The following is a 13,463-nucleotide window of genomic DNA, read 5'->3' as shown; positions in this document are numbered from 1 at the left end:
GCTTTATCATGCTTTTGGGACAGCCCCTCCTATTATCGCCTCTTGGTCAAGGCTTATCATCCATTCCTTACTTACGTTACTTTCTACTCGTTCTCATTTGGATCCTCTTCATATGCTTGTAAAATCTGCTGTACAAGTGTATGGCGGACAACATCCGATTGCTGCAGATAAATAAAGGCAATTTCTCGGATATTAGATAAGATTTCAATCGCTACCTTTAAACCTGACTTCTTTCCTCTTGGTAAATCAATTTGTGTCAAGTCACCATTTATAACCATCTTTGAGCCAAATCCTAATCTAGTTATAAACATCTTCATTTGCTCTTTTGTCGTGTTTTGAGCTTCATCTAAAATAACATATGCATCATCAAGCGTACGACCACGCATATAGGCTAGAGGAGCAACTTCAATCGTTCCTCTTTCCATTAGACGGGCTGTTTGCTCAACTCCCAACACATCATGCAGTGCATCATATAACGGTCGTAAATAAGGATCAACTTTCTCTTTAAGGTCACCTGGCAAAAAGCCTAAACTCTCTCCCGCTTCAACCGCAGGTCTTGTAAGTACAATACGTTTGACATGCCCTTCCTTTAACGCTGTAACAGCCATAACAACAGCCAAATACGTTTTACCAGTACCGGCTGGTCCGATACCAAAAACCATGTCTTTCTTTCTTAAAGCACTTACATAATGCCTTTGGCCAAGTGTTTTTGCAATAATCGGTTTACCTTTTACATTTGTTGCTACTTTTTCATCATATAATTCCAATAACTCTTCAAGTCTGTTTTGTTCTGCTAATTGAATTGCGTATACTACATCACGCTCAGATATTGAGATACCTTTTCGGATTAACTGAATTAAGGTAGCAATAACATTGCCAACGATTTCCGTCTTCTGATCTTCTCCAGTAACTTGTACCTCTTCACCTCGTGTGACAATTGTAACGCCTAGCAATTCTTCCATTCTCTTAAGGTGTCTGTCATGAGGTCCAATCAGCGCTTGTGTCTCATTGGCATTCTTGACTTCTAGCTGTATTGTTTTCGTTTCTGTCAATAGACTCAGTCTCCTTGAATAATCGGCTGCTCCGATGTAATATCTTCTATTACTTGGTAATGTATCCTTAAGTTAACTTTACCATTCTCCACGTCTTCGTGCAAAACTTTTTCACCAATGATTTCCGCATCCTTCGGTAAATGTTTCCTAAGATCATCACGCGCTCTTTCTCTTGCGGCTCGAACTGCTTCTTCCTTTGTATACGTTCTCTCATATTGTGAAGTTTCAAGTAATTCAACCCTTTTGTAAGATATAGGCATAGTCCACTTAAAAAATTGAAAAGGACGTTGATGAGTGAATTCGGTGAACTCCGGAAACTCTGTTTTCCCAAACCCCCAAATAGGTATATCTAGTCCCCATAATTCAACATAACTTTTGACTTTCTTTTCCCCAGTAAGAGTTGTAAAAAGAGTATCAAGTGGAACAGACACGTCTGACTTGTACCAAATCTCGCCAAGAACGACTGCCTGGGCTGGTACTAATTGTTTTTCTTCATCTTCTGCATCTTTTTTTCCAATATAGCCCGAAACAAGCCTATCTCCTTTTCGAACAAAATCATTAGGCTTAACTTCCGCTTGCCCGTGTTCAACAAATATTTTATGAATGATTGCTTTCTTTGATGCAACTAGGTGCCTTGGACTGTAACGATCAGCTTCCTCAGGTAACTGCTGTTCAACAACCTCAAACTCATAGGTCGTCCCTTTTTGACGTACTCCAACCCAAGTAGCTCCTTGAACTAGCTCTGTTACATCACGCTGAATTAACTCTACACTTGGTAACGAGAATTGAAAGGTACCTCTTTTGATCCCCATTTCGGACACAACTTGCCTCAATTCGTGTTCCACTTGAGGAGAGGCCCCTTTAATTTCAACATTCCATACCATATTTGATAACACAAACATCACAACTAAAAAAGCAGCAATTCCTGCAACAAAACCGGACCTATTTAGTATCCGTTTGAGTAAGAAGGGCACCCCTCGCCTTTGTACAAAAGTTACTTTACAACTCGTTTGTCTTAATAATGGACGGATTCGCTTGGCATCTTCAACATCCATATAACATACAATTCGTTTATCACCAATTCTTTTAATTTGCCAAATTGAAATATCATGTTCAATACACCTATTTAAAAAGCGTTCCGGATAATCCCCATCAATTCGTACTCGCACATAACCATTTAGATGGTTAGTCCAATAATTATTCATTTTTATGTTTTCCCCCTTCCAAACACCTGTATACTTAAACAAGTTATTCTTTGTCTACTTTTGTTTTTCATCTAAATACACCACCTCGTCAATACGTCCCTCAAGCAACAATTCCTCAGGCAATATTGTTTTAATAACAAAGTGGTCACCTTTAATTAACAATTGACCCTGCTTTAATAACAAGCGGAGCTCTTGATTCGAGAATCGTAAAACACCGCGATGGTTTTCAATATATATATGTAGTTGACCAATCATTGTAATTCGCGGCAGGTCCATCATGACATCAGCAGGAAGTTGCATTTGCTTTGTCATCCAATCTTTCATTTGTTGTCTCACTTTTTTCATGTTGTGACCCCCTCTCTTTAATCTTTATGTTCAACAATTCCTCGTTATCACAACGAATCGTTGAGAAAGAAAGAATTTATTAATCTTGGTAACCTTTTCAAAAATAAGACACAAAAAAGCAGTACCTAATAGGTACTGCTTACTTTTATCTTCTTTTTGAAAAAGTCGGATGCGGACGCTTTGCTCGTGGACTTCCAAGCACTTCTGCCCATACAACAGCTTTCATCGCCTCTTTATTTGATAATCGATTTAAACCTAAATCTAGCTTATCATCAGAAGTGACCTCTGTTTTTGGAACATTACGTATTTCCTTAGTTTGTCTAGATGATCTTTCCCTTTTACGACGCATTTCTTCATATTGTTCCTGTAGTTGTTGTTGTCTACTCGAAACTTCTTCAGAAACTGTAGATAAAGAAGGTTCAATTGATTTAGCTGTTTGAGTCGGTTGCGGCTCAGGTTCTCTTTCTTCTTGCTTGAAAATTTCACGCCAATCAACCTGCTCTTCTCTTTGCTCGTTTAAAGGTGGTGAATGGGGACGCCTTTTTCGCTGATCTTGACTCTCTTGCTGGTTGGCGCCACTTAACCTACCGAACATACTTATAAGACCACCTATCACAACTGCGATAAATACAATATTCTGCATGATAAGATCAATAATCTGATCTAATGACATCATCCATTCCTCCTTTCAAACCTTTGGGAGGATTCATAATTAATTATTTTTTGGATTACTTGAGTCCTCATCAGTCGCCTTGCTAATCGACCCACGCATATCCGTATCTGCCATGATATTTTGATAGTTCATATAATCCATAACACCCATATGTCCTTGACGAAGTGCTTCTGAAAGTGCCATTGGAACTTCCGCTTCCGCTTCTACAACCTTAGCACGCATTTCTTCAACCTTCGCCTTCATTTCTTGTTCTTTCGCAACAGCCATCGCACGGCGTTCTTCAGCCTTCGCTTGAGCAATCTTCTTATCTGCTTCCGCTTGGTCTGTTTGAAGTTCTGCACCGATATTCTTACCGATATCAATATCTGCAATATCAATTGATAGAATTTCAAATGCAGTACCTGCATCTAGTCCTTTTGACAAGACAGTTTGAGAAATCATATCAGGATTTTCTAATACCCTTTTATGGTTTTCAGCTGAACCGATTGTAGATACAATCCCTTCACCAACACGAGCAATAACTGTATCTTCACCCGCACCACCGACTAAACGATCAATGTTGGCACGAACAGTAATACGAGCCTTTGCTTTCACTTCAATTCCATCCATCGCTACCCCCGCAATAAATGGAGTTTCAATTACTTTCGGGTTTACACTCATCTGTACCGCTTCTAGTACATCACGACCCGCTAAGTCGATTGCCGCTGCACGTTCAAAGCTAAGATCAATATTAGCACGTTGAGCAGCAATTAACGCGTTAACGACACGGTCAACATTACCACCTGCAAGATAGTGCCCCTCTAATTTCGAAGTACTTAAATCAAGACCTGCTTTAACAGCTTTAATTAATGGGTTAACAACACGTGCAGGAATAACACGACGTAACCTCATCCCAACTAATTCAAAAATCCCAATTCGAACTCCTGCTGCTAAAGCGGAGATCCAAAGCATTACTGGTACAAACGTAAATAATACCGCAAGTAAAATTAATAAAACCGCAAGACCAATCAACAAACTAATGCTCCCAGCATCTAATGCCATAATTCATTTCCTCCCTTTTTAATCTTCTTTTACTTCTCTTACAACAATACGAGAACCGGCTGTATACACAACCTCAACTTTCTTACCCTGTTCAATATAGCCTCCCTCAGAGATAACGTCAAGGCGTTCCTTTACAAAAACGGCTGACCCTGATGGTCGAAGAGGGGTTAAAGTTTCTCCTATTTGCCCCAAAAGTTCTTTTCTTGTTTCATTAGTAATATAGCCTTTTTCAGTACTTGTTGAATCAGTATGAATGACTTTGCGCATCGGGCCACGATGACCAAAGTAACGGAATATCAGAATCGCCGCTACTGTGGTAATGACTAATGCAATCGCTATATAAATTATCATTGAAGCCGTCGAAAAAGATGCGAGAAGCATCCCCCAATGATTGCTCCGATTCCAAGCAAACCAAAAATTCCAAAACCCGGGACAAATATTTCAACTATAATTAACAAAAAGCCAACTACAAACAAGATCATCGATTCCCAACCTGCAAACCCTGCAAACATATGACCAAAGAAAAATAGCAGCAATGCAGAAATACCCATAATACCAGGCACACCAAATCCAGGTGAATACAGCTCAAGAACAAGACCTAGGCTACCAATTGATAATAATATCGGAATCACAACGGGATGGGTTACAAAACGTGCAATTTGCTCAGAAAAGCTAACTTGCATTTCTATTTCAACTGCATTTTCAAGCTCTAAATATTCAAGCAGTTCTCCTCGATTAGAAGCAATCGCTTCTGCATAACCTACTTGCATCGCTTGTTGGGCCGTTAAGGTAAGTAACTCCCCTTCAGGCGCATTTAATTCCGGTAGGTCAATACGATTATCAGCCATCGCTAATGCGTATTGCGGATCGCGACCATTTAATTCAGCAGCACTGCGCATTTCTGAAAGCCAATAGGATTGAGTTTTTTCTTCAGCCGCGTTTCCAGCTCCATCAATTACCGCTGCAGATCCCATAGTCGCACCAGGAGCCATCACAATTTCATCTGTATTTAACGCGATATATGCACCAGCTGAAATAGCTTTGTTCTTTACATAAGTAATGACCGGTATATCTGTTTCTTGAATAAGAAGTGCAATATTACCAGCAGCATCTACTGCTCCTCCTGGTGTATCCATCTCGAGAATAATATGAGAAGCACCTTCCTCGATTGCATTTGCAAACGAGCGGGCCATAAATGCCTCAAGGCCTCTTTCAACCGTTTGTTCAACTGGAATATAATAAATTAGCTCCTCACCCGATGCTTCCCTTTCACTGTGTACCATCGTTTGTAGCGGAATCAGTAATAAAGCTAAGATCACAAACGTAAAGGAAAAAAATAACCTCCAACGTCTAGTTGCCATACGAAACCTCCCCTCTATTGCTATGTCCTTTTTACGAAAATTAGCGTCGAATGGTTTCACTAATTCCCAAAAAATTTATAACTTTTTCATATAAATCTTATCATGAGTGTAGACCGAAACACTAGTAAAGCTGTTAATAATCTACTGTAAACTCGAAAGTCCCTATTATAATGCCAATTTAGAAATAATGATAAACAACTATCTTCAATAAAAAAACGTCTCATCTCTATAAGTCAGAGATGAGACGTTTATGTCATTATGATAAATGTTGTTGTACAAGACGATTCACAAGACCACCATCAGCTTTTCCTTTAACCTTAGGCATGACTGCTCCCATGACCTTACCCATGTCTGCTTTGGTTGAAGCGCCTACTTCAACAATTGTTTCTTTTACAATTGTCGATACCTCTTCTTCAGAAAGCTGTTCTGGCATATAGTCCACAAGTACGGCAACTTCTGCACGCAACTTGGAAGCTAAATCTTCACGGTTAGCTTGTTCAAACTCATGGAGGGAATCCTTGCGTTGTTTCAGCTCGCGATTAAGCACCGTAAGGCTATCATCGTCCGTCAACTCACGTCCAAGCTTAATTTGCTCGTTTTGCAATGACGACTTTACCATACGGATGACAGAGAGTCTATCCTTTTCCTTGTTCTTCATCGCAGTCTTCATATCCTGATTTAAACGTTCAAGAAGATTCAATGAAAGCACCCTCTCACTTCAATTAGAACTTACGTTTTCTTGCTGCTTCAGATTTCTTCTTACGCTTAACACTAGGCTTTTCATAGTGCTTACGCTTTTTAACCTCAGCCAACGTTCCTTCTTTAGAGAGTGATCTCTTGAAGCGACGAAGTGCAGCATCAATCGATTCGTTTTTGCGAACACGAGTTTCTGCCATTTAATTTCCCTCCCTCCGAAACAACCAACTCAGGACGTACAGTCTATGTGATTGCACGTCTTTTTGAATTATAATATATAGCTTTAAAAAGGTCAACCAAAAAACTACGATTCCGTTATTTTGAACAAGATGCCTATTAGCGGCTAAATTGCTCTGGTAAACCTCCTCTTGTTATTTGATAACCACTCATAACTTTGAATCATTTGTCTTCATGCGAAAGACTAAGTTGCTTTTAATCCATTCAACATAAAATCAATATAAATCGTCGAAACTGTTTTTTCGTCCAGTTCACCTTTAGGATCAAACCAATGATAACTCCAATTCACAGCACCAAGAATCGCTAATGAGACAATGTTAACATTTAAGTCTTGCCTGAATTCACCTGTGTCAATACCTTCTTGAATCACGTTGTTTAACCCTTTTCTAAACTTATCTCTTTTACTAAAAATATCTTTTAGATGCTCTTCATTCAGATGTTGCATCTCTCTGAAAAATACTCTCGCACTTTGTCCGTGCCCTTCTATATATTTCATAATCATGTAAACAATTTGATATAACTTTTCCTCTGTTGATAATTTCTTTTCTAGTATTTCTTTTTGACCTAGTATTAAGTCATCTATATAACGGAGATGGATTTCCATTAGAAGCTCTTCTTTACTTTTATAATAATAATAGAATGTACCTTTTGTAACACCAAGTGCTTCTACAATGTCTTGAATAGACGTTTCTGTAAATCCATTTTTCCCAAACAAGTCTATACTTGTTTCAACAATTTTCTCCTTCATGCTGCATTCCTCACAATCTCTCTAAAATCATCCGCTTTAGTATAACATAAATGGCCGAATCACTTTCTATCGATTCAAGAAAGAGTTAGAGTTTCCCCCTGTTTTCCTTTAAAAAGTTTAGTATAGTCTAATATTCCACAATAAATATTTGAATTTAGTCATGCTTGTATCCATTTGTCCATAGATTGATTATGAGAGGTGAATCACAGTGGTCAAAGAACTATTTTCATTATTAGCTGTTTTTATCGCACTATTCTTATTCGGTATGGTTGTGATGAGAGCAGGTCTATTTCAATTAGGACAAGCGCGCTTTCAGGAGTTTCTACATCGATTAACGAATTCAGCGTGGAAAGGTATGATTGTCGGAGCCATTGCAACAGCTATTCTTCAAAGTAGTTCAGCTATTATTATCATGACGGTAGGACTGGTTGCAACAGGACTTCTTGCTTTCAGACACTCGATCGGGATCATTTTAGGAGCGAATATTGGAACAACTATGACGACTGAGTTACTTGCTCTTGATTTATCTATGTTCATCATCCCGTTATTGTTAATCGGGTTAATTGCCCTGTTAATGCCAAGTACAAAGGCTTATTCACTTGGTTGTCTATCTTTTGGTTTGGCATGCATATTTATAGCAATGGATGGACTTGAAAAATTAGCCTATCCACTAGCTTCTATTCCTTCTGTTCATTCGTTCTTCGATCTTACAAACGAACATCAATTGTTAGGAGTTGGTATTGGAACAATTCTAACGGCAATTATTCAATCAAGTACAGCAACGACCGCTATCGCTATGGGATTTATGACCGATCACGTCTTAAATCTTCAAGCCGGTATTGCTATTATGTTAGGTGCTAATATAGGAACATGTATTACTGCGTATTTAGCCAGCATCGGGTCAGGACGAAGTGCAAAACTTGTTGCTTATGCAAATATTTGGTTAAATGTCTTTGGAGTTCTTTTATTTATTCCACTTATTGGCTGGTTAAGTTCTGTTGCAATTAGCCTCACTTCCTCTCCTATGATGCAACTTGCACACGCAAGCTTAATTTTCAATGTAGTTTGCTCTTTTTTAATGCTTCCAGTTGCTACATATTTTGCAAGATTTGTGGAATGGTTGCATGTAGAAAAGGCATAAAATAGGGGACGTCCTATAAGGTATGTTTTAACCTTCTGGGACGCCCCTTTTCCGTTAGTTCTGATATGATTGAGATTGGTTACTCATGTCCATCCCTTGTTGAGTTTGCATTTGTTGTAACTTTTGAAGTTCTTGTTGCTGCTGTTGCTGTTGTTGCGTTTGTTGTTGTAATTGTTGCTGTGATTGATTAATTTGTTGCTGCATTTGATTCAATACATTAATGGATTGAATCGATTGGCTGACTCCGCCTAACATCTGTGTAGCTTGCTGAATAGACTGTTGCAGTTGTTGAAAGGCCTTTTGTTGCTGTTGTTGTGCTTGTGTGCTAATTTGTTGCATTTGTTGAAGCAATTGATCCGTTTGTTGTTGATCTTGGTTCGATGCATTCATAATAGAGCTAGCTTGTTGCTGACTTGATTGAAGTTGACTTAATGTCGACTGCATTGTTTCTAAGTGTCCTCTTAAAGGGTTTAATTCTTCACCAATCTCTTCTTCCGCTTTGCGCTCTGCAACAGCTTCCACAACGTCTTTTGTCGTTTTTTCCATAGCAAACTCCTCCTTAAATGCATTCTGATTAGGTACATTTTGATTAGGTCGATCAATAGGAACTGGTGCCGGTGCCGGAACGCGTTTCGTTTTCATGAAAATAGTCAACGCTAATACGGCAACAAGTCCAAGCATAAGGAAGAATAACATTCCATCGATGGTAATGCACCTCCAAAAAAAGCCCTATCCTAAATGAAATTTATAGGACACGAGTTATTATAATCTTAATTCATCATTATATTTGATTTAGACCATGCCAATATTATCTAGCCAACCAAAAGGTAATTGCCGCCTGTGAATGATCGTAATCTTGAATGGGAACAGTACAAATAGATATAAGGAGGTAGATGAACGTGGAACAGATCGAACAACTAACACAATGGTTAGAAACTCATAAAGGATCAACCTTGCAAATTCGAAAGGAAGAGTTAGCAACAGGCCTACAACACATAAGTGATATAGATCAAGTAACTCTTAACCTTGACCATATTTCACTTGTAACGAATGAAGGTAGTATTGATGATTATATTCCCGGTAACGAACTAATCCTCCACGGCGAAGGAACTATTCAAAGTACTGAAGGAACAGCAAATTTGCCCCAAAATGCATATGAAATACCTCTTACTGGAAACGTTACTACTTCAAAGGGGACAAGCGGATTAAAAGTTGAAACAGAAAAAGCAATATATAATATTATAAAAACGATCTAGCAACAAACTTACAGATAAAGGAGTTATATTCTAACCACCTTTATCTTTTTTATTTAAAAAATAATTCGAAAGTTAAGAAGGGATTAATCCAAAAATAGAGAATGTCTAAGTAATACTTTAATTCGACAAAAAGAGGGGAAATATGAACGGGCTATTATTCGATCTACAAATCTTTTTATTAAACCTTACATTTATATTTCTTCTTTTTTTTATTTACCATAAATACATGGAGGGAAAAATTAATCGAGTTTCAAATGAAATTTTGATTGCAATTATATCATCCTTATCCATTATCCTATGTATGTCTTTTACGTTTTCACCACATCCTGGTTTTATATTCGATTATCGCCTAATTCCTTTAATCATCGGTGCCCTATATGGCGGGAGGAGAGTTGGATTATTCCTTCTTCTTGTTATCCTAACGTATCGCTTCATGATTAGTTATGATAGTGGCTTTTATTCTTCACTTGTTATTTATAGCTTACTTTATTTCATTTTATTTTTCGTATCTCCACTTTTCACGAAATCAACACAACAGAAAAGAAAATTAACTCTTGCCTTAACGACTCATTTTATTGGCGTATTAATATTATTGTCAGTAATTTATCTATTTGGCATCAACTTATCGAGGAATGAATGGCTTTCTCTTTCTAGTTTCTACTTTATGCAACTTATTGTTATGTTCTTATTCATTCATTTCATTGAACGAGCAAAAAAAGAAAGTATCATTTTGAGCGAATTAAAAGAATTAGAAAAGTTAAAAGTTGTCAGTGAGATCGCAGCTAGCATCTCACATGAAGTAAGGAATCCTCTTACAGTTACGAAAGGGTTTCTTCAGTTGTTACAAGACCATAGTTTATCACAAGAGAAAAAAGAATTTTATATTAAACTCTCCTTAGAAGAACTAGAACGAGCAGAGGTCATTATTTCTGATTATTTAACATTCGCCAAACCATCTTTGGAGAACATCGAACTTTTAGAGATTAATAAGGAACTTCAATACGTATTAAAAGTCATAACTCCTTATGCCACAATGAAGGATGTACATATTGAATTTGAAAGATCTGACGAAGCTTTTATTGCTGGGGAGAAACAGAAACTACATCAAAGTTTAATCAATATAGCGAAGAATGGCATTGAAGCAATGCTAGAAAGTGGAACATTAACATTTTCAGTGAAGAAGTTGGAGGGTACCGTTTCAATTTCGATAACTGACGATGGGATTGGAATGAGCGAGGATCAAATTCGACGATTAGGGACTCCATATTATTCCACTAAAACGACTGGTACAGGCCTTGGTACAATGGTTTCCTTTAGTATTATAAAAGCAATGAGGGGGGAAATCTTTATACAAAGTCAATCTGGTCATGGTACCACTTTTAATATCTCCATACCACTCGTAACAAAAGAAGAAACAATCCAACAATAAGGGTGAAGAGAGGGTGTATGAAAAGGTCATTAATAAGCCTTTTGATACACCCTCTCCCTTTCATTAATAATCTGTTGTTGCCGTCTCACCATTTACAATTGAAACACCAGCACTAGCACCAATTCGTGTTGCTCCTGCTTCAATCATCGCTTTTGCTCCTTCTAGATCACGGACTCCACCTGAAGCTTTAACGCCAATCGTAGGTCCGACCGTTTTTCTCATAAGAGTTATATCCTCAACCGTCGCTCCACCAGTCGAGAAACCTGTTGACGTCTTGACAAAATCAGCGCCTGCTTTAACCGCAATCTCACAAGCACGCACTTTTTCTTCATCCGTCAAAAGGCTTGTTTCAATAATAACTTTAGTTAGTGCTTTGCCTTTTGCTGCATCAATGACAGCACGAATATCACGTTCAACAAATTCATAATCTAGATCTTTTAGTGCCGCGATATTAATTACCATATCAACTTCTGTTGCTCCATTTGCTATCGCATTGCTTGTCTCAAATGCTTTCACTTCAGGTGTATTGGCTCCTAATGGAAAGCCAATCACTGTACAAACTTTCACTTCTTCAACATCTTTTAATTGTTCAGCTGCTACTTTTACCCAAGTAGGGTTAATACAAACTGACGCAAACTTATATTGTTTCGCTTCATCACATAATGTTAAGATCTGTTCCTTAGTTGTATCTGCTTTTAATGCTGTATGGTCAATATAATTTGCAATTGATTGAATCAAGTTAAAACATCCTCTCTAATATGTAAGTTGTCCGTACCTCTCTTATCGTATCACAAAATTGCAAAAGATACATCACGCTTCAATACCTTTCCATACCTGTACTTATTCTTCCCACTATTTTCTTTTACATGCCTTTATAAAAAAGCATCAAGGCCCACTTTAAAAAGTGGCACCTTGATGCTTTTATTATCTACCCACAACTGCTTTTAAAGGAACATCGTCCATTACACGAACAAATTCACCTTGATTATAAGGATAGCCAGCCTTTGTAATCTTAACCTTTACAAGCTTTCCAATCATATCATTAGTGGCTGGTACTTTCACTTTTAAATAATTATCTGTATATCCAATATATTGACCGCTATTAGGATTCTCTTTATCTTGTTCCTCTGGAATCACTTCAAGAACTTCTCCTTCAAACAATGAAGCATATTCCTTCGCTAATTGATTCGATAATTCAATTAAACGATGCACTCTTTCATTTTTCACTTCTTCGTCAACTTGATCTTCCATTCGCGCAGCTGGAGTTCCCGTACGCTTCGAATATGGAAAGACATGAAGTTCACTAAATTTATGTTTAGCGATAAAATCAAATGTTTCCTGAAATTCTTCTTCTGTTTCGCCCGGGAACCCAACGATAACATCAGATGTAACAGCTAGTCCAGGTAGCACTTCTTTTAATCGGTCTAGACGCTCTCCAAAAAACTCCATCGTATATTTACGGCGCATTCTTTTAAGAACCGTGTTCGACCCTGATTGAAGTGGAATATGCAAATGACGGACTACTTTTTCAGAACGGTCAATTACATTAATGACTTCATCTGTTAATTGACTTGCTTCAATTGAAGATATACGAATTCTCTTTAAGCCTTTAACTTGCTCTAAATCTTCTAGTAAACGAGCCAAGCTATAATCTTTAAGATCTTCACCATAACCACCAGTGTGAATTCCCGTTAAAACAATCTCCTTGTAGCCTGCATCAACTAATTGTTGCGCTTGCTTAATTACTTCTTTTGGATCTCGCGAGCGCATCAAGCCACGAGCCCAAGGAATGATACAGAATGTACAAAAGTTGTTACAACCTTCTTGAATCTTTAAAGAAGCACGTGTACGATCTGTAAAAGCAGGAACATCCAGTTCTTCATATACGCGAGACTTCATAATGTTTCCTACACCATTAATAGGCTCCCGTTCACGCTTAAATTGCTCAATATATTCCAGCATCTTCACTCGATCCTGCGTACCAACAACAATATCGACTCCTGGAATTGCCATAATTTCAGCTGGTGATGTTTGAGCATAACAACCGGTTACACATATGACAGCATCAGGATTTTTACGAACGGCTCTACGAATGACTTGACGACTTTTCTTATCACCTGTATTCGTCACTGTGCACGTATTAATTACATAGACATCCGACGTCGATTCAAACTCTACTTTTTCATAGCCTTCTTTTTGAAACAGCTGCCAAATCGCTTCTGTTTCATAATGATTCACTTTACAGCCTAATGTATGAAACGCCACTGTAGGCATTGTCT

General features: G+C 37.9%; 16 protein-coding genes. 3 read left to right on the top strand and 13 right to left on the bottom strand.

Going from position 1 to position 13,463, the window contains the following annotated elements:
- Window positions 1-83: 83 nt before the first annotated feature.
- The 10 genes from BkAM31D_RS04935 to BkAM31D_RS04895 form a co-directional block, all read right to left on the bottom strand.
- Window positions 84-1,052: a PhoH family protein gene (locus BkAM31D_RS04935; protein ID WP_066155442.1), complete on the bottom strand. Its 969-nt coding sequence runs from the start codon at window positions 1,050-1,052 to the stop codon at window positions 84-86.
- Window positions 1,053-1,057: 5 nt separating this feature from the next.
- The gene (yqfD, locus tag BkAM31D_RS04930) at window positions 1,058-2,257 is read right to left on the bottom strand and encodes a sporulation protein YqfD (RefSeq protein WP_066155444.1); all 1,200 of its coding nucleotides are present in this window, start codon (window positions 2,255-2,257) and stop codon (window positions 1,058-1,060) included.
- A 54-nt stretch (window positions 2,258-2,311) separates the two neighbouring features.
- The gene (gene yqfC, locus BkAM31D_RS04925) at window positions 2,312-2,602 is read right to left on the bottom strand and encodes a sporulation protein YqfC (RefSeq protein ID WP_066155447.1); all 291 of its coding nucleotides are present in this window, start codon (window positions 2,600-2,602) and stop codon (window positions 2,312-2,314) included.
- 145 nt (window positions 2,603-2,747) lie between these two features.
- Window positions 2,748-3,278, bottom strand: coding sequence for a YqfB family membrane protein (locus BkAM31D_RS04920; RefSeq protein WP_157076833.1), 531 nt, complete (start codon window positions 3,276-3,278; stop codon window positions 2,748-2,750).
- Window positions 3,279-3,314: 36 nt separating this feature from the next.
- A complete protein-coding gene (floA, locus tag BkAM31D_RS04915; protein ID WP_066155453.1) occupies window positions 3,315-4,316 on the bottom strand; it encodes a flotillin-like protein FloA in 1,002 nt (333 codons plus the stop codon).
- 18 nt (window positions 4,317-4,334) lie between these two features.
- A complete protein-coding gene (locus BkAM31D_RS24660; protein ID WP_306807444.1) occupies window positions 4,335-4,667 on the bottom strand; it encodes an NfeD family protein in 333 nt (110 codons plus the stop codon).
- On the bottom strand, window positions 4,664-5,677 hold the full coding sequence (locus BkAM31D_RS04910) for an NfeD family protein (protein ID WP_306807443.1): 1,014 nt from the start codon (window positions 5,675-5,677) through the stop codon (window positions 4,664-4,666). Before BkAM31D_RS04910 ends, BkAM31D_RS24660 begins: the two co-directional genes overlap by 4 nt.
- Before the next feature lie 256 nt (window positions 5,678-5,933).
- Window positions 5,934-6,377, bottom strand: a complete 444-nt coding sequence (locus BkAM31D_RS04905) for a GatB/YqeY domain-containing protein (protein WP_066155461.1) — start codon at window positions 6,375-6,377, stop codon at window positions 5,934-5,936.
- A gap of 22 nt (window positions 6,378-6,399) precedes the next feature.
- Complete coding sequence (gene rpsU / locus BkAM31D_RS04900) at window positions 6,400-6,573, bottom strand: 30S ribosomal protein S21 (protein ID WP_003323311.1); 174 nt, start codon at window positions 6,571-6,573, stop codon at window positions 6,400-6,402.
- Between the two features lie 221 nt (window positions 6,574-6,794).
- Window positions 6,795-7,358, bottom strand: coding sequence for a TetR/AcrR family transcriptional regulator (locus tag BkAM31D_RS04895; RefSeq protein WP_066155464.1), 564 nt, complete (start codon window positions 7,356-7,358; stop codon window positions 6,795-6,797).
- 208 nt (window positions 7,359-7,566) lie between these two features.
- Between BkAM31D_RS04895 and BkAM31D_RS04890 the strand changes: the two genes are divergently transcribed.
- Window positions 7,567-8,499, top strand: a complete 933-nt coding sequence (locus tag BkAM31D_RS04890) for a Na/Pi symporter (RefSeq protein WP_066155467.1) — start codon at window positions 7,567-7,569, stop codon at window positions 8,497-8,499.
- Between the two features lie 54 nt (window positions 8,500-8,553).
- On the opposite strand, the gene BkAM31D_RS04885 is transcribed toward BkAM31D_RS04890, so the two are convergent.
- Complete coding sequence (locus tag BkAM31D_RS04885; protein ID WP_066156175.1) at window positions 8,554-9,045, bottom strand: hypothetical protein; 492 nt, start codon at window positions 9,043-9,045, stop codon at window positions 8,554-8,556.
- A gap of 353 nt (window positions 9,046-9,398) precedes the next feature.
- Between BkAM31D_RS04885 and ymzB the strand changes: the two genes are divergently transcribed.
- Both ymzB and BkAM31D_RS04875 read left to right on the top strand, forming a co-directional pair.
- The gene (gene ymzB / locus BkAM31D_RS04880; RefSeq protein WP_084372239.1) at window positions 9,399-9,755 is read left to right on the top strand and encodes a protein YmzB; all 357 of its coding nucleotides are present in this window, start codon (window positions 9,399-9,401) and stop codon (window positions 9,753-9,755) included.
- A 142-nt stretch (window positions 9,756-9,897) separates the two neighbouring features.
- A complete protein-coding gene (locus tag BkAM31D_RS04875; protein ID WP_066155472.1) occupies window positions 9,898-11,184 on the top strand; it encodes an ATP-binding protein in 1,287 nt (428 codons plus the stop codon).
- A 63-nt stretch (window positions 11,185-11,247) separates the two neighbouring features.
- On the opposite strand, the gene deoC is transcribed toward BkAM31D_RS04875, so the two are convergent.
- Entirely contained in the window at window positions 11,248-11,922 is a 675-nt protein-coding gene (deoC, locus tag BkAM31D_RS04870; protein ID WP_066155476.1) for a deoxyribose-phosphate aldolase, read from the bottom strand.
- Window positions 11,923-12,108: 186 nt separating this feature from the next.
- Window positions 12,109-13,458: a tRNA (N(6)-L-threonylcarbamoyladenosine(37)-C(2))-methylthiotransferase MtaB gene (gene mtaB, locus BkAM31D_RS04865; RefSeq protein WP_066155479.1), complete on the bottom strand. Its 1,350-nt coding sequence runs from the start codon at window positions 13,456-13,458 to the stop codon at window positions 12,109-12,111.
- Window positions 13,459-13,463 lie beyond the last annotated feature (5 nt).

Origin of the sequence: Halalkalibacter krulwichiae (assembly GCF_002109385.1) — a bacterium.
Classification (GTDB): Bacteria; Bacillota; Bacilli; order Bacillales; family Bacillaceae_D; genus Halalkalibacter; species Halalkalibacter krulwichiae.
The sequence above is the reverse complement of the archived record's forward strand: the minus strand, read 5'-3'. Positions and strand labels throughout refer to the sequence as shown.